This window comes from Paraburkholderia sp. RCC_158 (assembly GCF_041355255.1).
In the GTDB taxonomy this organism is placed as follows: domain Bacteria; phylum Pseudomonadota; class Gammaproteobacteria; order Burkholderiales; family Burkholderiaceae; genus Paraburkholderia; species Paraburkholderia graminis.
Map to the genome: position 1 here is coordinate 148,255 of NZ_JBFUPM010000004.1, position 18,407 is coordinate 166,661.

The 18,407-nt window shown below is 62.1% G+C and carries 15 protein-coding genes; 9 read left to right on the forward strand and 6 right to left on the reverse strand.

Annotated features, from left to right (window positions below; translation table 11 throughout):
• Positions 1-2: 2 nt before the first annotated feature.
• The 4 genes from AB6809_RS10120 to AB6809_RS10135 all read right to left on the reverse strand — a co-directional run bounded on the left by AB6809_RS10120 (position 3) and on the right by AB6809_RS10135 (position 4,726).
• Positions 3-1,109 (reverse strand): ABC transporter permease, encoded by a 1,107-nt coding sequence (locus tag AB6809_RS10120; RefSeq protein WP_006053091.1) that lies wholly within the window; start codon positions 1,107-1,109, stop codon positions 3-5.
• Positions 1,109-2,146 carry a microcin C ABC transporter permease YejB gene (locus tag AB6809_RS10125; protein WP_053858284.1) on the reverse strand — a complete coding sequence of 346 codons (1,038 nt, stop codon included), beginning with the start codon at positions 2,144-2,146 and terminating at the stop codon, positions 1,109-1,111. The genes AB6809_RS10120 and AB6809_RS10125 overlap by 1 nt, the downstream gene beginning before the upstream one ends.
• 64 nt (positions 2,147-2,210) lie before the next feature.
• On the reverse strand, positions 2,211-4,037 hold the full coding sequence (locus tag AB6809_RS10130) for an extracellular solute-binding protein (protein ID WP_371026532.1): 1,827 nt from the start codon (positions 4,035-4,037) through the stop codon (positions 2,211-2,213).
• Positions 4,038-4,378: 341 nt separating this feature from the next.
• Complete coding sequence (locus tag AB6809_RS10135) at positions 4,379-4,726, reverse strand: hypothetical protein (protein WP_006053088.1); 348 nt, start codon at positions 4,724-4,726, stop codon at positions 4,379-4,381.
• Positions 4,727-5,331: 605 nt separating this feature from the next.
• Between AB6809_RS10135 and AB6809_RS10140 the strand changes: the two genes are divergently transcribed.
• From AB6809_RS10140 to AB6809_RS10180, 9 genes are all read left to right on the forward strand, one after another.
• Positions 5,332-6,618: an MFS transporter gene (locus AB6809_RS10140; RefSeq protein WP_006053087.1), complete on the forward strand. Its 1,287-nt coding sequence runs from the start codon at positions 5,332-5,334 to the stop codon at positions 6,616-6,618.
• Between the two features lie 18 nt (positions 6,619-6,636).
• On the forward strand, positions 6,637-9,060 hold the full coding sequence (locus AB6809_RS10145; protein WP_371026533.1) for a TIM-barrel domain-containing protein: 2,424 nt from the start codon (positions 6,637-6,639) through the stop codon (positions 9,058-9,060).
• Between the two features lie 69 nt (positions 9,061-9,129).
• Positions 9,130-10,314 (forward strand): porin, encoded by a 1,185-nt coding sequence (locus AB6809_RS10150; RefSeq protein ID WP_371026534.1) that lies wholly within the window; start codon positions 9,130-9,132, stop codon positions 10,312-10,314.
• A gap of 159 nt (positions 10,315-10,473) precedes the next feature.
• Complete coding sequence (locus tag AB6809_RS10155; RefSeq protein WP_371026535.1) at positions 10,474-11,307, forward strand: GntR family transcriptional regulator; 834 nt, start codon at positions 10,474-10,476, stop codon at positions 11,305-11,307.
• Positions 11,304-13,043, forward strand: coding sequence for a fumarate reductase/succinate dehydrogenase flavoprotein subunit (locus AB6809_RS10160; RefSeq protein WP_371026536.1), 1,740 nt, complete (start codon positions 11,304-11,306; stop codon positions 13,041-13,043). Before AB6809_RS10155 ends, AB6809_RS10160 begins: the two co-directional genes overlap by 4 nt.
• 12 nt (positions 13,044-13,055) lie before the next feature.
• Positions 13,056-13,331, forward strand: a complete 276-nt coding sequence (locus AB6809_RS10165; protein WP_006053082.1) for a ferredoxin family protein — start codon at positions 13,056-13,058, stop codon at positions 13,329-13,331.
• Between the two features lie 39 nt (positions 13,332-13,370).
• On the forward strand, positions 13,371-14,375 hold the full coding sequence (locus AB6809_RS10170; RefSeq protein ID WP_371026537.1) for a HEAT repeat domain-containing protein: 1,005 nt from the start codon (positions 13,371-13,373) through the stop codon (positions 14,373-14,375).
• On the forward strand, positions 14,372-14,674 hold the full coding sequence (locus tag AB6809_RS10175) for a gamma-butyrobetaine hydroxylase-like domain-containing protein (RefSeq protein WP_371026538.1): 303 nt from the start codon (positions 14,372-14,374) through the stop codon (positions 14,672-14,674). Before AB6809_RS10170 ends, AB6809_RS10175 begins: the two co-directional genes overlap by 4 nt.
• Before the next feature lie 336 nt (positions 14,675-15,010).
• Positions 15,011-15,955 (forward strand): AEC family transporter, encoded by a 945-nt coding sequence (locus AB6809_RS10180; RefSeq protein WP_371026539.1) that lies wholly within the window; start codon positions 15,011-15,013, stop codon positions 15,953-15,955.
• Between the two features lie 61 nt (positions 15,956-16,016).
• Here AB6809_RS10180 and poxB read toward each other — a convergent pair whose 3' ends face one another.
• Both poxB and AB6809_RS10190 read right to left on the reverse strand, forming a co-directional pair.
• Entirely contained in the window at positions 16,017-17,738 is a 1,722-nt protein-coding gene (gene poxB, locus AB6809_RS10185; RefSeq protein ID WP_371026540.1) for a ubiquinone-dependent pyruvate dehydrogenase, read from the reverse strand.
• A gap of 144 nt (positions 17,739-17,882) precedes the next feature.
• Positions 17,883-18,392 (reverse strand): DUF3331 domain-containing protein, encoded by a 510-nt coding sequence (locus tag AB6809_RS10190; protein WP_371026711.1) that lies wholly within the window; start codon positions 18,390-18,392, stop codon positions 17,883-17,885.
• Between the last annotated feature and the right edge of the window lie 15 nt (positions 18,393-18,407).

An 18,407-nucleotide genomic window follows, 5' to 3' on the forward strand; every position in this document is an offset into this window, starting at 1 on the left:
GCTCACTGGTTTCCTCCGGCGCGCATCGCATCTGAGATGCGGGTGTCGAGCGCGTTGCGCAGCGCGTCGCCCATGAAAGTCAGCAGCAACAGCATCGCGACCAGCACCCCGAAGGTCGACAACGAAATCCACCACGCGTCGAGGTTCGCCTTGCCCTGCGCGAGCAGCTCGCCGAGGCTCGGCGTCGGCGAAGGCACGCCAAGGCCAAGAAAGTCGAGACTGGTCAGCGCGAGAATCGAACCGCTCATGCGAAACGGCAGGAACGTAATCACCGGCGTCAGACTGTTGGGCAGCACGTGACGCCACATGATCTGCCAGTTGGACAGGCCCATCGCTTTCGCCGCGCGCACGTAGTCCTGCTGACGGTTGCGCAAAAACTCCGCGCGCACATAGTCGGACAGGCCGATCCAGCCGAACAACGAGAGCAGCACGATCAGCAGAATAAATCCGGGCTCGAAGATCGACGAGAAAATGATCAGCAGATAAAGCTCCGGCATCGCGCTCCATATTTCGATCAGGCGCTGCCCGACAATATCAGTACGTCCTCCGAAATAACCTTGCACGGCGCCCGCCGCGATTCCGAGTATCGTGCCGATGAAAGTCAGCACGAGGCCGAATTCCACCGAGACGCGAAAGCCGTACAGCAGACGGGCGAACAGATCGCGGCCGCGATCGTCGGTACCGAGCCAGTTTTCACGCGAAGGCGGCGCCGGGTTGGGCGCTTTTGAAAAATAGTTCAGCGTGTCGTAGTAGTAATGATTCGGCGGATACACGGCGAAATTGCCCGGCGCGTCAAAACGCTGCTTGATATAAGGATCGAGATAATCCGCGGGCGCGGGGAAATCGCCGCCGAAGGTCGTTTCCGCGTAGGTGTTGAAAAGCGGGAAATACAGATGGCCGTCGTAGCGCACCACGAGAGGTTTGTCGTTCGACCACAGCGGCCCCGCGAGGCTCGCAGCGAACGCCACGACAAATACGATCAGACTCCAGTAACCAAGACGCTGTTGGCGAAAGCGCTGCCATATGCGGCGCGCGGGCGAAGGCGAGACGAACGCGCGCGCGGGTTCGACGCGCGCTGCTGCATCGGCTGAGAGGCGGGCTCGATTCATCAGCGTTCCAGTTGTTCGAATTGGATGCGGGGATCGACCCACACATAGCAAAGATCGGAAATGAGCTTCGTCGCGAGACCGATCAGCGTGAAGAGATAGAGCGTGCCGAGCACGACCGGATAGTCGCGCCGCACGACCGACTCATACGACAGCAAGCCGAGACCATCGAGCGAAAAGAGCGTCTCGATCAGCAAACTGCCCGTGAAAAAGGCGCCGATAAACGCTGCGGGAAAACCGACGATCAGCGGCAGCATCGCGTTGCGAAACACATGCTTCCACAGCACGCGTTTCTCCGAGAGACCTTTCGCGCGCGCGGTCAGCACGTATTGCTTGCGGATCTCGTCGAGAAAGGCATTCTTCGTGAGCATCGTGACGACGGCAAAACTGCCGACCACCGAAGCCGTGATCGGCAACGCGATATGCCACAGGTAATCGAGCACCTTGCCCACGACACTCAACTGCGCCCAGTTATCCGACGTGAGATTGCGCAACGGGAAAAGCTGCAGGAACGTGCCGCCGCCGAACAGCACGAGCAGCAGCACGCCGAGCACGAAGCCCGGGATCGCATAACCGATCAGCACGACGAGACTCGTCGCGATGTCGAAGCGCGAGCCGTTGCGCACCGCTTTCGAAATGCCGAGCGGCACCGAAATCAGATACGTGAGAAAAAACGTCCATAAACCGATGCTGATCGACACCGGCAACTTGGACACGATCAGCGACCACACGCTCTGATGGCGGAAATAGCTCTGTCCGAGGTCGAACGTGGAGAAGCGCTTGAGCATCAGCACATAGCGCTCGAGCGGCGGTTTGTCGAAACCGTAGAGCGCCTTGAGTTGCGCGATCTGCTGCGCGTCCACGCCGCTGTGCGCGCGCAGGCCGAACGGCGCCGCGCCCTCGGCGCCCTTGCGCAGTTCATGCTGCATCTGTTCGACGGGACCGCCCGGCACGAACTGGATCACGACGAAGGTCAGCGTCAGCACGCCGAGCAAAGTCGGAATCATCAGCAGCAGGCGTTTGAGAATGTAGCTCCACATGGCGGGCGTTCCGTTGCGAGGGCGGTGTGTGAATGACGATAGCGTGCGGGTTCAATGCCGTCGATTACTGCGGCTTCGCCTGACTCGCCGCTTGCGGCTCTGCGAACCACCACGTCGACGTGATCCAGCCTTCCGCGCCATAGTACAGGGGCAGCGTCGACGGCCAGGCCAGCCCGCGCTTGAACGCCACGCGATGCGTCGCGCTGTACCAGTGCGGCACCACATAATAGCCATGCATCAGCACGCGATCGAGCGCATGCGTCGCATCCAGCAGTTGCTCGCGCGTTTGCGCCTGCACGAGCGCGCGCAGGATTGCATCGACGGCCGGCGACTTCAAGCCGATTACGTTGTCCGAGCCGTGGGTATCCGCTGCCTTGCTGCCGAAGCGCTCGATCTGCTCGGAACCTGGCACCTGCACGTCGGGCATGCGAATCGTCGTGGTATCGAAGTCGAACGCGTCGAGGCGCTTCTGATACACCGCGAAGTCCGCCACGCGAAACGTTGCCGTAATGCCGAGCTTTTTCAGGTTCCGAATGAAGGTCGCGACGATCGGCTCCATTTGCCCAGCCGATCCGGAGTCGTCGAGTATCTCGAACTCGAACGGCTCGCCTTTCGCGTTGCGCAGCGCGCCGTCGCGATAGGTCCATCCGGCCTCTTGCAACAACGCGCGGGCTTGCAGCAGATTCGCGCGCAAAGAGCCCGGCGGATCGGTGTCGGGCTGCTTCGGCGGCGGCCCGAAAACCGCAGGGTCGAGCTTCGCGCGCCACGGCTCGAGCAGCGCCAGTTCACCGGGCGAAGGCAGTCCCTTTGCCTGCAGATCGGTGTTGGCAAAGAAACTGTCGATACGGCTGTACTGATTGAAGAACAACTGCCGGTTCAGCCATTGGAAATCGAGCGCGAGATCGAGTGCCTTGCGCACACGCACGTCCTGGAACAACGGCCGCCGCGTGTTCAGCATGAAGCCCTGCATGCCCGTGCCGTTGTGCTGCGGGAACACCTTCTTGATCAATTCGCCGCTGTCGAACCGCTTGCCGACATCGCGCCGCACCCAGTTACGCGCGACATACTCGACGAGTGCATCGTATTCGCCCGCCTTGAACGCTTCGAGCCGCGCGACGCTATCGGAATACAGCTTGTAGACGATGCGATCGAAGTTGTACATGCCCACGCGCACCGGCAGCGCCGCGCCCCAGTAATCGGGGTTGCGTCGATAGGCGATGGTGCGCCCGTTGTCGTAGCGTTCGATCAGATACGGACCGCTGCCAATGGGCTTTTCGAACGCGAGCTGATCGAACGGAATATGGCTGCCGTCGGCTTTCATCCCCCACTTGCGCGAGAACACGGGCATGCCGCCCGCGAGCAACGGCAACTCGCGATTGCGCTGGTGAAATTCGAAGCGCACCGTCTGCGGATCGACGACGACCGCGCGCACGATCTGACCGAAGATCGACATGAACTGCGGCGCGGCTTGCGGACTCTTGAGCGTGTCGAGCGAATACTTGACATCGTCCGCGGTAACGGGATCGCCGTTCGAAAAGCGCGCGCGCGGGTTGATATGGAAGGTGGCCGACAGACCGTCCGGTGCAACCTTGATGTCGTCGGCGAGCAACCCGTAGGCGGACGCCACTTCGTCGCTGCTACCGGTCGTCAGGCTTTCGAACAGCAGGTCGACGCCGGGCGCGGAATTGCCGCGCAGCGTGAACGGATTGAATTTATCGAAGCTGGTCAGGCGGCTCGGATTGGCCAGCACGAGCGTGCCGCCCTTCGGCGCATCCGGGTTGACGTAACCAAAATGCTTGAAGCCGGCCGGATACTTGGGCTCGCCGTACTGCGCGATTGCATACACCGCGTGAGCCTGCGGCGCCGCGAAGAGACCGGCCGCGGCGATCACGCCACACCCTATCGCGACGCAGGCTTTGCGCGATAACCGCGATGCAACGGCCGGACTGACACGCGAGCGCCTCGAAGTAACACGTCGAATAACGTATTGGATAGCGTATTGAAGCGCACGAGGCGATGGAACCCGTCGCGAGCCAGTTGTCATAAGCGCCTTTGGTCAGTGGGCAATTGCGTGGTGAGGGAATTCTACCGAATAAACTCACGCCAACTGTAGGTTCGCTGGCCACATCGCCGACGCGCGAAGGCATAAAAAAACCGCCCGTTGGGGCGGTTCGGTTTGTCTCGTCGCTGAAGCTAAAGGCGCCAAAGACGCTAAAGATTCGCGGCTGCCGTTCAATGCCAGCCGCGGCCGTGATCGTAGTGATCGCGGCGATAGTCATAGCGGCCCGGCGGATGATGGCGATACCAGTCGTCGCGCGCCCAGTAGCGGCGGCCGTCCCAGTAGCGGTCGCCATGCCAGCCGATCACGACGGCCGGCGCGCCGTAATACACCGGCGCCGGCTGATACACCACGGGCGGCGGAGGCGGCGGAGGCGGCGCATAAACGGGAGCCGGCGCCACGTAGACCGGCGCGGGAATGCCGATATTGACACCGATATTGACGCCGCCGGCCATGGCTGCACCCGACGCGCCCAACGCGATAACCCCGAGAAGAAGCGGAACAAAACGAGCGGACTTCATCGATCACCCTTTGGAAGAATGTGTTGTTGGCGGAAATATAGCGCAACCCCGCAAGCCGCGTATTTCAACTTTGTAATAACTGATGCATAAGATCGCAGCATCGGTCTGACGTTACTTCCGGTTACATCCTGGGCGGTTCCGAGTAGGTGAACGCAGTGAGTGGGACACCAGGCAAAGGCGCGCATGCCTGCTTTTGCGCGGTCTCTGCAGTCGTCGAAATACATAGGATGGCGAATTATTATGCCGTTTAGGCAGCATGCGGCCCGGCGGCGGTCCCCTGCCCGCTTGCTGACGCACGCGGGCATGAGCGGGCGCTGCACGGCGGCGACCACGCCGATCGTCAATGAACATTACATGTTCGAAAGAACATTTTAATCGCACTTTGATAAGAAAGCAGTCGTCGGACTTCATTACGGTCACACGACCGCGTCACCTATATACTCACGTTAAATCCGGCCATACAGCGCTACAAACAATGGTTTTCCCTAGTATGAAACAGCTTTCTCAGTGATACGATGACTGTCACTAAACGCCGATAAATGTTCGAATTCGCGCATTGCCGCGTCAGCGGCCGGCCACCGGACATGCGGGCACGGAGACAGACTTTGAAGACAATCATTGGTTTGCGCTGGTGGATCATCGCTCTCGTATGTCTTGGGACGATCGTCAATTACCTGTCGCGCAACGCGCTCGGCGTGATGGCCCCCGAGTTGATGAAGCTCATGCACATGAGCACGCAGCAGTACTCGTATGTGGTCGGCGCGTTCCAGGTGGGCTACACGGTCATGCAGCCGGTGTGCGGTCTCATCATCGATCTGATCGGTCTGCGCCTCGGCTTCGCCCTCTTTGCGTGCCTCTGGTCGCTCACGGGCGTGCTGCACGGCTTCGCGAGCGGCTGGTTCTCGCTTGCCGCGCTGCGTGGTCTGATGGGCCTCACTGAAGCCGTCGCGATTCCGGCCGGCATGAAGGTGGTCGCCGAATGGTTTCCGAATCGCGAGAAGTCGGTTGCGGTCGGTTACTTCAATGCGGGCACGTCGCTCGGCTCTTTGCTTGCGCCTCCGCTCGTCGTGTTCCTCTCGCTTCGTTACGGATGGCAAAGCGCGTTCGCCGTGACGGGCGCGCTCGGCTTCATATGGGCCGCTGCGTGGTATACGCTGTACCGTTCGCCGGCCGAGCATGCGCACATCGGCGAAGCCGAACGCCAAACCATCATCAGCGGACAGACGCCGCCGGCCGCGCGGCGCAGCAGCATTCGCGAAGTGCTGCGCACGCGCCGCTTCTGGGCAATCGCGCAAGCGCGCTTTTTCGCCGAGCCCGCATGGCAGACCTTCAGCTTCTGGATTCCGCTTTACCTCGCCACGCAGCGCCATATGGATCTGAAACAGATCGCGCTGTTCGCGTGGCTGCCGTTCCTCGCGGCTGACCTGGGCGGTCTGTTCGGCGGCTATCTGTCACCGTTCCTGATGAAGCATCTGCGGGTGCCGCTGATCTGGTCGCGCATCGCAGGCGTCGCGCTCGGCGCATTGATGATGCTCGGGCCCGCCTGCATCGGTCTCGTTGCCTCGCCATACGAAGCAATCGCACTTTTCTGCGTCGGCGGCTTTGCGCATCAGATGATCTCCGCGCTCGTCAATACGCTCGCCGCCGATGTCTTCGATCCGGGCGAAGTCGGCACTGTCGCGGGTTTCGCGGGCATGTCCGCGTGGATCGGCGGCCTCGGCTTCTCGCTGCTGGTGGGCGCGCTCGCGGACACCATCGGCTATACGCCGCTCTTTGGCGCGCTCGGCGCTTTCGACATCATCGGCGCGACGCTGCTGATCATCCTGATGCGCGGTGTTTCGCGCGACGCACGTCCGCGCGAAGCCGATGCGGCCTCGAATGCAGCGGCGTGATTTCATCGAGAACTCATCATGCGCTCAATCACGAATCTGAAGCATCCGCCGCGCTTCGCGCTGGCGTCTCACGAAGGCAATCGCATCGTTCTCGCTTCCCCCGCGAATTGCCGGATCGAACTCTTCGTTCTTGCCGAAGACATCATCCGCGTGCTGGTGTTGCCGGACGGCGAACTGCATGGCCCGCGCACATGGGCCATCGCGCCCGGCGCGGAAGACGTTGCGCTCGAAGGCCGCGAGCGCCGCGATATGAGCGGCTTCACGCCGCCGCCCTTTCACGTATCGAACGACGGCGCGCAACTCGTCGTGCAAACGGCGTGCATCCGTCTGCGCGTGGCGCTTAACGGCGGCTTCTGTGCGTGGGACATTCTGCGCGGCGCCAAATGGCATTGCGTGATGAACGACCGCAAGACGCAGGCGTACAACTTCGGCTGGTGGGACGAGCGCGTTTATCACTACGTCGAGCGGCGCAAGGACGAGATTTACGTCGGCCTCGGCGAGCGAGCCGGCTCGCTCGATCGCGCGGAGCAGTCGTACGAGATGCGCAATATCGACGCGATGGGCTACAACGCGCGCACGACCGATCCGCTCTACAAGCACATTCCGTTTTACGTGACGTGGCAGCCGCAAACGTCGACGGGCTTCGGGCTCTTTTACGACACGCTCGCCGATTGCCGCTTCGACATGGGCCGCGAACTCGACAACTATCACGGCCACTATCGCCATTTCGTCGCCGAGCATGGCGACCTCGACTATTACTTCATCGCGTCGGCTGATACGCCGTTGCACGCGGTGCGCCGCTTTACGTGGCTCACCGGACGTCCCGCGTGGATGCCGAAATGGGGACTCGGCTATTCGGGCTCGACGATGAGCTACACCGACGCGCCGGACGCACAGCAACGCATGGGCGAATTCATCGACCGATGCAGCGAACACGACGTGTTGTGCGATTCGTTCCACCTATCGTCGGGCTATACGTCGATCGGCGCGAAGCGCTACGTCTTCAACTGGAATCACGAGAAGTTTCCGGACATCGACGGCTTCGTCAACGGTTACCTGGAACACGGCGTGCGTCTGTGCGCGAACATCAAGCCGTGCCTGCTGCAAGACCACCCTGCATTCGAAGAAGCCGCGAAGGCCGGCTTGCTGATCGAGTCGCGCGACGGCGAACCCGCGTGGGTGCAGTTCTGGGACGAAGTCGGCGCGTACCTCGACTTCACCAATCCCGACACGATCGACTGGTGGAAGTCGCGGGTGAAAGAAAGCCTGCTGAAACACGGCATCGCTGCAACCTGGAACGACAACAACGAGTTCGAGATATGGACACGCGACGCCATCGCGCGCGGCTTCGGCAACGCGTATCCGGCGCACCAGGCGAAGGTGCTGCAAACGCAGTTGATGATGCGAGCCTCGCGCGACGCGCAACGCGAATTCGCCCCTGAACGCAGGCCTTTTCTCGTTTCGCGTTCGGGCGGCGTGGGCATGCATCGGTATGTTCAGACGTGGTCGGGCGATAACTACACGTCGTGGGAAACGCTGCGTTTCAATCTGAAGATGGGTCTCGGGCTCGCGATGTCCGGCGTGTCGAACAGCGGCCATGACATCGGCGGATTCTCGGGCCCCGCTCCCGGTCCCGAACTGTTCGCGCGCTGGGTCGCGTTCGGCATCTTCCTGCCGCGCTTTAGCATTCATTCGTGGAATGACGACGGCACCGTCAACGAGCCGTGGATGTACCCGGAAGTGACTCCGCAGATCGCCGCGCTCATCAAACTGCGCTATCGGCTGATTCCGTATCTGTACGAGTTGCTCTGGCAATCGCACAGTGCCTACGAGCCGGTTTTGCGGCCCATGTTCGCCGAGTTTCCGCATGACCCGCGTTGTCTCGTCGATGGCGACGACATGATGCTCGGCTCGTCGATGCTGGTCGCGCCCGTGGTGGATGCCGGTCAAGCGACGCGCGACGTCTATCTGCCCACGGGAACGCGCTGGGTGTCGTACTGGAGCGGCGAATCGTTCGACGGCGGCCAGAGCGTCACGCTGCCCGCACCGTTCGAGCAACCGGTCATGTTGTTGCGCGAAGGCAGTGTGATCGCATTGAACATTGCCGAGCAGCACTTCGGCCAATCCGCCGACGAACGCGCGTTCATCGCCGTGCCTTACCTGGGCGCAGGCACAGCAAATGGCGGCTCGATCGAAGACGACGGCGAAAGCGAAGCCTGGCGCTCGGGCGCGCAAGGCCGCTGGAACGTGACGATCGCGAGCGACGCCGCGACGCTGCGCGTTGCCATAGAACGCGAAGGCGCGATGCCGCACACGCAGAACGAAGTCCGTCTGTTCGTGCCTGCACACGAAACGCGACCGGTCACGTGCACACGCGGCACGCTGCTTAACGACGAATCCGCCGACGGCTGGCGATGCCTGACCATTTCCCTCGCGCCCTGAAACGCGCGCTATTCCGTTGCATCACACAACACCGAAAACACCGAAAGACTGGACCGGAGACTTCTCACCATGAATTCATCGAAGCGCGCACGGACCCGCGCGGTCATGTCGTGCCTGCCGCTCGCAGGCGCATTGCTGTCGAGCGGCGCATCGGCACAAAGCAGCGTCACGCTATACGGCGTGGTGGACAACGCGTTCACCTATGTCAGCAATCAGCGCGGCCATGCGAACTTCTATATGAGCCAGGGCAATCTGCAAGCAAGCAAATTCGGCCTGCTCGGCGCGGAAGATCTCGGCGGCGGCACTAAAGCGATTTTCCGGCTTGAAAGCGGCTTCAATTCGCTGACGGGCGCGCAGAGCAGTTCGGGTTTCATCTTCAACCGGCAGGCGTATGTGGGGCTCAGCAATGACCGCTATGGCACGCTGACGCTCGGCCGCCAGTACACGCCCTACTTCCAGATGGTCGGCGCACTAGGACCGACCGGCGTGCTGACCGGCGCAACGGGCGCGCATCCCGGCGACATCGACGCACTCGACACCACGCTGCGCCTGAATAATTCGGTAACCTATCTATCGCCGACACTCGCAGGTCTGCAATTCAGCGCGCAATACGGGCTCGGCGGCGTGCCGGGCAGTGTCGCGAACGGTAGCCACTTCAGCGCGGCGTTCCGCTACGACTACAAACCGTTCGCCATCGCTGCGGGCTACGTCAAGCTCAAGGACATTGCGACGAGCGCCGCGCTCGGCACTTACGCGATCAATTCGCCGGTGAATAGCGGCTACGCGACGGCGCGCAGTGCGCAGTTGTTCGCGGCTGCGGCGCGCTACACCGCGCAGGATCTGATGGTCGGCATCAACTATTCGAATGTGCAATATGCGCCGGGCCACGGCTCGCTGTTCGCAAGCGAAGGCGTGTTCAATACCTACGGCGTGATTTCGACCTACCGGATCACGCCGGCCGTGATTGTCGGCGCCGGCTACAGCTACACGCGGGCGAGCAAGGCGAACGGCGTCAGCGATCCCGCGCGCTATCACCAGATTTCGCTCGAACAGACGTACAGCCTTTCCACTCGCACCACGCTCTACGCGCTCGAGGCGTATCAGCTCGCGCGAGGCAAGACGCTCGCCGCGGCGGGCAGCAACGCGACGAGCATCATCGACGCGGTGGCCGTGGTCGGCGACTCGCAGAACACGACGCCGTCGTCGGGACCTTCGCAGTTCGTCGGCATGGTCGGCTTGAGGCACGCGTTCTAACTTTGCATCCGGGCACGATGCGCTGCCGGCGTTGCAGCGCATCTTCCGCGCTTTCATTCTTCTAACTCCGCGGCGAGAAATACAAAGCAGAAAAACTTGGTTTGATCGCAGACGACGTCTTACTAGACTCACATCGTCTTGTCATAACAAGTTTGAGCGATGTCCAAAACGACTCTCGTACCGCTGGGCGCCGACACTGCTCGCGCCTCGGTCTCCCCGCTTCCGCTGTACGCGCAGATCAAGGACGCGCTGCGCGAGCGCATTCTCGACGGCACGTATGCGCCGCATTCGCAGATGCCGTCCGAACACGAACTGTGCCGCAGATTCGCTGTGAGCCGCATCACCGTGCGCCAAGCGCTCGGCGATTTGCAGAAGGAAGGTCTGCTGTTCAAACTGCATGGCAAGGGCACCTTCGTCTCGAAGCCCAAGGCATTTCAGAACGTCACGTCGTTGCAGGGCTTTGCCGAAGCGATGTCGTCGATGGGCTATGAAATCGTCAACCAGTTGCGCAGTTTCAGAACGGTCGAAGCCAGCCGCCACGTCGCGACGCGCCTGAACATTGCCGAGGGCGCGCCTGTCACGGAGATTCATCGCGTGCGGCTGCTCAATCGCGAGCCCGTCTCGCTCGAACTGACGTGGGTGCCTGAAGCGCTCGGCAAGCGCCTCGCGAACGCGGACCTCGCGACGCGCGACATCTTCCTGATTCTCGAGAACGACTGCGGTGTGCCGCTCGGTCACGCCGATGTATCCATCGACGCGATTCTTGCCGACGCCGACATCGTCGATGCGTTGCACGTCGAAGAAGGCAGCCCGGTATTGCGTATCGAGCGTCTCACGCACGACGCGTCGGGACAGCCTGTCGACTTCGAATATCTGTACTTTCGCGGCGACGCCTTCCAATACCGGCTGCGCGTGGACCGCGAGAAAGAACAGCAAAAACAACAGCAAAAACCCCTGCAAAAAAGCCCCAAAAACGCAACGGAGGCACGATGAATACCCATGTACTCGACTACGACGTCGTCGTGGTCGGCGGCGGCACGGCCGGCCCGATGGCCGCCGTCAAGGCGAAAGAACGCGATCCGTCTCTGAAGGTATTGCTGCTGGAAAAGGCCAACGTGAAGCGCAGCGGCGCGATCTCGATGGGCATGGACGGCCTGAACAACGCGGTGATTCTCGGCCACGCGACGCCCGAGCAGTACACGCGCGAGATCACGATCGCGAACGACGGCATCGTGGATCAGGAGGCCGTGTACGCGTATGCACGCCATAGCTTCACGACGATCGAGGAACTCGACCGCTGGGGCGTGAAGTTCGAAAAGGACGGCAACGGCGACTACGCGGTCAAGAAAGTGCATCACATGGGTTCGTATGTGCTGCCGATGCCCGAAGGCCACGACATCAAGAAAGTGCTGTACAGGCAGCTCAAACGCGCGCGAGTCGCGATCACGAACCGCATTGTGGCGACGCGCCTGTTGACCGATTCGCAAGGCCGCGTGTGCGGCGTGCTCGGCTTCGATTGCCGCACCGCCGATTTTTACGTGGTGCGCGCGAAGGCCGTCGTGCTGAGTTGCGGCGCGGCCGGAAGACTCGGGTTGCCGGCGTCCGGCTATCTGATGGGCACCTACGAGAACCCGACGAATGCCGGCGACGGCTACGCGATGGCCTACCACGCCGGCGCCGCGCTCGCGAATCTCGAATGCTTCCAGATCAATCCGCTCATCAAGGACTACAACGGCCCCGCGTGCGCGTATGTCACCGGTCCGCTCGGCGGCTTTACCGCGAATGGCAAGGGCGAGCGCTTTATCGAATGCGATTACTGGAGCGGCCAGATGATGTGGGAGTTTTATCAGGAACTGCAAAGCGGCAACGGCCCTGTGTTCCTGAAGCTCGACCATCTCGCGGAAGAAACCATTCAGACGATCGAACAGATTCTGCATACCAACGAGCGCCCGAGCCGCGGCCGCTTTCATGAAGGACGCGGCACCGATTACCGCAGCCAGATGATCGAGATGCACATTTCGGAGATTGGCTTTTGCAGCGGACACAGCGCGTCCGGCGTGTATGTGAACGCGCGCGCGGAAACCACCGTGCCGGGCCTTTATGCTGCCGGCGACATGGCGGCCGTGCCGCACAACTACATGCTCGGCGCGTTCACGTATGGATGGTTCGCGGGGCACAACGCGGCCGACTACGTGGCGGGCCGCGAACATGCGGCCGTCGACGAAGAGCAGATCGACGCCGAGCGCGCGCGCATTTATGCGCCGCTAGAGCGCAGCAACGGTCTCGCGCCCGCGCAGGTCGAATACAAACTGCGCCGCATGGTGAACGACTATCTGCAGCCGCCGAAGGTCACGCGCAAAATGGAAATCGGTCTACAGCGCTTTGCTGAAATCAGTTCGGATATCGAATCGATGTCGGCCGCCAATCCGCACGAGTTGATGCGCGCCGCCGAAGTGCGCGCGATACGCGATTGCGCGGAAATGGCCGCACGTGCATCGCTTTTTCGCACCGAGAGCCGCTGGGGGCTTTACCACCATCGCGTGGATTACCCGCAGCGCGACGATGCGCAATGGTTCTGCCACACGCATTTGCGCAAGGACGCGAATGGCCGCATGACGAGCGAAAAGCGTGCGGTCAAACCGTACATCGTCGCGCTCAACGAGAACGAACGCGATGCCTATCGCAACCTGCGAATCGGCGAGCCCGCGCTCGACGCCGCCACAGCCTGACGGAGCATGACCATGTCCTCGACGCCGCTTACATCACCGCTTACCGCCTTTACGCCGCACGATATTTTCCAGCGCAGTTCAGCGCCCGTCACGATCGACGAAAGTAAGTGCATCGCCGAAAAAGGCTGCACCGTATGCGTCGACGTGTGCCCGCTGGATCTGCTCGCAATCGACATGACGAAGGGCAAGGCGTATATGCAATTCGACGAATGCTGGTACTGCATGCCTTGCGAGCAGGATTGCCCGACGGGCGCCGTCAAGGTGTCCATTCCGTATCTTCTGCGTTAAGCGATGCGCGGAATGTCTACTCTTTCAACACGTTCATTCATGTCCGATTCGACTGATCCGAATGCTTCGCTCGACGCCGTTCCCGCGGAAGCCCTTGCGCTGCTGTCCCGTCTCGCGTCCGAAGACGCCGTCGTGCGCCGGATCGCGCTGCTCGATCTCGCCGATCTCGAGGATGCCTGCGTGATCGAGCCCATTGTCGACGCGCTACGGCGCGACGCGTCGCCTGAAGTGCGCAGCGAGGCGGCGCTCGTGCTGGCTTCGTGGGAGCGCGACGATGTGGTGGAGGCGCTGTGCGGCGCGTTACTCGACGGCGACGCGTCGGTGCGTGCGAGCGCGGCGCAGAGCCTCTCCGAACTGAAGCACGCGTCCTCGGGCGCGATCCTGCTCGAGTGGTTGAAGCGTCCCGATTCGTTCATGCGCGCCGCGCTGTTGCGCGCGTTGCGCGAACTTCGCGTGGCCGATGCGTTCGCGCCTGCATTGCAGGCGCTCGCCGATGTGGACGCGAATGTGCGCGAGCAAGCCGTCGGCGTGCTGGGATGGTTGAAGAACCCGCTCGCGCTCGAACCGTTGGCGTCGCTCGCAACCAGCGACGCGGATGCTTCGATCCGGCGTGCCGCAGCGGCGGCGCTTGGCTTTGCGCCGCCCGCACATCGCGAGACGACCGCGGCGTTGCTCAGTGCATTGCGCGACGACGCCTGGCAAGTGCGCGAAGAGGCCGCGACGACGCTCGGCAAGCTGCGCGCCGCCGAATCGCGCGAGGCTTTGGAGAAAGCACTCGACGACGCCTACTGGCAAGTGCGCTTGCGTGCGCTGCGCGCGCTCGGACAGATTGGCGACAGCGCGAGCGCGGCACGCGTCGCTCCCCTGTTGTCGCATTCGATCAGCAACGTGCGCAAGGAAGCCGCGCTCGCGCTAGGCGAGATCGGCAGCAGCGACGATGCGCCCACATTGTCCGCGCTCGAAGCAGCCGAGGCCGACGGCGATCCCGAAGTGCGCAAGGCGGCGCGAATCGCGCTGCGTCAAATCGCCGGGCGTCGGCCGTGAACATTCCAGACCATGTGGCGATCGACGCAAGCAGCGCTAGCCTGTCGATACGCTGGCCCGACGGCTCGGCCGCGCAGTTGCCGTTCGCCGCATTGCGCGCGGCGTGTATGTGCGCGCAGTGCCGCAAGCGCAAGTACGACGGGGAAGCTCCGTTGTCACGACCCGATGTGAAGCTGCTCGATGCGCGGCCGTCGGGCTATGGATTGCAACTCGTGTTCGACGATGCGCATGAGCGCGGGATTTTTCCGTGGGTCTATCTTGAGCGGCTCGCGAAAGGTGAGCGGAACGATGTCGTCTAGCTCGGGCACCGCGACACATATCGAAACTGCCACGGACGACCGGGCGTTACTCCGGCTGCTATGTGAGCGCCACTGTGTCGGGCGATTTCTCCGACCATACGCTGGCGAGTGACGCCCACCTTCACACCTGCAAAGCAGGCGCCCGTGGGTTATTTATTGTGCACCATTGGCGCTGACGTGCACGGACGACGTGGCTCCCTCCTCCGCTCCCCCACCCCCGCACAAAACGAAAATGTCTTTTGCCTCATCTGATCTCGCCGACATTGCCAACTAGACTCCCCTATAGGCGAATCAAAGTCAGCGGCGTCGAGGCCGGTTGAAAAACCAGGAGCACCTTTGCTCAACACCATTCTCAACGGACTTCTGCCGGTCGCGTTCGTGATCATGCTGGGCTGGCTATCGGCGCGCATAGGCTTGCTGAAACACGGCGATGCAAACGTGTTCGCGACGCTCGTCATCCGTTTCGCACTACCCTTCGCGCTGTTCGAAGGCGCGGTCAGGACTTCGCCGGACAAGCTCCACAACGTGGGGTTCGCGCTATGCCTGACACTCGGACTGATGGGCACGTATGTGATTGCGTTAGGGATCGGCCGATTCGTCTTCAGACATGATCTGCGCACCGCTACCATGCAGGCGCTGGTGTGTGCATTTCCCGATATGGCCTATTTCGGCGCCCCGATTCTCGCCGCGGTGTTCGGGCCGGAAGGATTTCTGGCGGTGCTGGTCGGCAATCTCATCACGAGCCTGTTCATGCTGCCGCTGACGATAGTCCTGACCGGGCTCGGCAACAACAACGGAAAGGCCGGCGAGCGATTGGACGTGTTGCGGGTGTTCCGGCAAAGCATTGCCCGCGCCGTCATCCATCCGATTGTGTGGCTGCCGGTCTCAGGCATGGTGCTGAGCTTTTGCCACGTCACGCTGCCCGAACCGGTGCTGACCTCCGTCGGCCTCATTGCAAAGGCCGCCGGCGGCACGTCGCTGTTCGCACTCGGATTGATGCTTTACGGCGAGCGCTTCATGATCAACGCCAACATCCTCGTGAATCTCGGCATCAAGAACTTCGTCCAGCCCGCGTTGATGGCGCTCGGCGCCGTACTGTTCGGCGTAGTCGGCGCCCCCGCACATCAGGCCATCATTACGGGGGCCGTGCCGACCGCGACCGCCGCCGCCATGTTCGCGATCAAGAGCAACACCTACACACGCGACGCCACGGCAACGATTCTCGTCAGTACGATTCTCGGCGTGTTCACTGAGGGATTGCTGATCGCCTGCTTCTTTTGACGAGGCCAGCCAGCAATCGCCACACGCGAATGAACAGCCTCGCACAAGATCGGCCCGCTGCCTAACGCAAGTTGGTGCGCGCCAGTTCGACGATCTCGTCGCCGCGTCCATTGAGGATCGCGCGCATCATGTAAAGGCTGAATCCCTTCGCTTGCGCCAACTCGATTTTGGGCGGCATCGCCAGTTCATGTTTGGCCGTGACGACGTCCACGAGCGCGGGCCCCGGATGATCGAATGCCTGCTTTAACGCAGCCGCCACATCTTCCGATTGCTCGACGCGCACACCGAAGATACCGGCTCCCTTTGCGATCGCCGCGAAATCGGTTCTGGCCAGATCGACATTGGTATCGAGGTAGCCGGCCGCCTTCAGTTCCATCGAAACGAAGCCGAGCAGGCTGTTATTGAAGACCACGACCTTGATCGGCAAGTCTAGCTGCCGCGCGGTGAGCAGATCGCCGAGCAGCATCGACAGGCCGCCGTCGCCGGACAGGGACACGACTTGCCGCCGCGGATGCGCCCCTTGCGCGCCGAGCGCCTGCGGCATCGCGTTGGCCATCGAGCCGTGATTGAAAGAGCCGTGCAACTGGCGCTTGCCGTTCATCGTCAGATAGCGCGCGGCCCAGACCGTGGGCGTGCCGACGTCGGCGGTGAAGATCGCGTCGTCGCTGGCGGCTTCGTCGATCATCTTCGCCAGATACTGCGGATGGATCGGCCGCCCTGGCCCCGCCGGCGTCGCCAGATCGTCCAGATCCTTGCGTGCGGACGCGTAATGCCTGCGCGCGTTGTCGATGAAACCGCGATCCGTTTGGCGTTGCAGCCTTGGCAGCGTCGCGGCGATGGTCTCTTTCACCGTGCCCACGAGCCCGAGCGCGAGCGGCGCACGGCGGCCGAGCCGTGAGCCTTTCCAGTCCACCTGAATGATTTTCGCGTGAGCGGGATAGAACGGACGGTAGGGAAAGTCGCAGCCGAGCAGCAACAAGGTGTCGCACGACATCATCGCGTGATAGCCCGAGCTGAAGCCGATCAGCCCGGTCATGCCGACGTCGTAGGGGTTGTCGTATTCGATGAACTGCTTGCCGCGCAACGCGTGAACGATCGGCGCACCGAGCGTATCGGCGAGCGCCACGACCTCGTCATGCGCGCCTTGCGTGCCGCTGCCGCACATGATCGTCACGGCGTCGGACGCATTCAGAAGCGCCGCGAGACGATCCAGGTCTTCTTCGGCGGGCAGGATTCGCGGCGCGGCGCTTTCCGTCCACGACACTGGCTCGGCCGGGCCTTCGCTCAGCGCGACGTCGCCGGGCAGCACGATCACCGCGACGCCGCGCTCCTCGATCGCGGTGCGCATCGCGCGGGCGAGCACGCGCGGAAACTGCGCGGCCGACGACACGACTTCCACATAGTGACTGCACTCCTTGAACAACTCCTGCGGGTGCGTTTCCTGAAAGTAACCGAGGCCGATTTCACTCGAAGGAATGTGCGCCGCAATGGCCAGCACGGGCTGATGATTGCGGTGGCAATCGAACAGACCGTTGATCAGATGCAGATTGCCCGGACCGCAACTGCCCGCGCACACCGCGAGGCGCCCGCTCGAAGCCGCGTCGGCGCCGGCCGCGAAAGCGGCGGCTTCCTCGTGACGCGTATGCATCCAGCGTATCGAGCCGACTTCATCGAGGCTGTAGGCGAGCCCGTTCAGACTGTCGCCGGTCACACCCCAGATTCGCTCGACGCCCGCTGCGGCAAGCGTTCTCGCGAGGTATCCGGCAATCGTGTTACTGGCCATGCTTGACTCCTTTTCAGTGAATGAAGACTGGCGGCAAGCAATGACGGGACCGCGGCATTGCCATGCCGAATTCATAACCTACGAGACCGTCGCAAACAAGTCCTGAATTACGCCTGAAAACAACTGAAGCCGGTGTATGAATCGTCACGGCGCGGTGGTCGGTTGCAGCGGCGCCATCAACTCTAGCGCCGATTCGAGAATCATGGCGTGCGCGTTGACGGGTTCCGGGTTCGACCGCCAGGGATGATAAATACGATCGCCGCGACGAATCCGTTGTCCGGTCAGGACACACACGCCTGAAACCTTGGCGCCGGCCACTCGCCATATCTGCGCGCCGTAAAAGCAGCTCGTGGAATCGCGCCACTGAATCGTGACGGCGGAGGGCGAGGTTCGCTCGATCAGACTTACGACAGGTCGGGCAGCACAGTTCACGTTCGAGTGCGCGTCTGAACGGCACGGCGTCATACGCTCGTGCGCGGAAGTTCTTCGCCCAGCGCATTCCTCGCATCGCGATCCGGATAAAAGCAGATGTATCGTCTGCGCCCACGGGTCCACTCGCTTGGTCATGATCAAGTGCGCTCTCCAGTAGAAGACACGTCGGGTGAAGGGAACATTGCACGCAGACCATGCCCCGACGTCTATTTCGCCTTCCATGAAAATAGCGCTTTT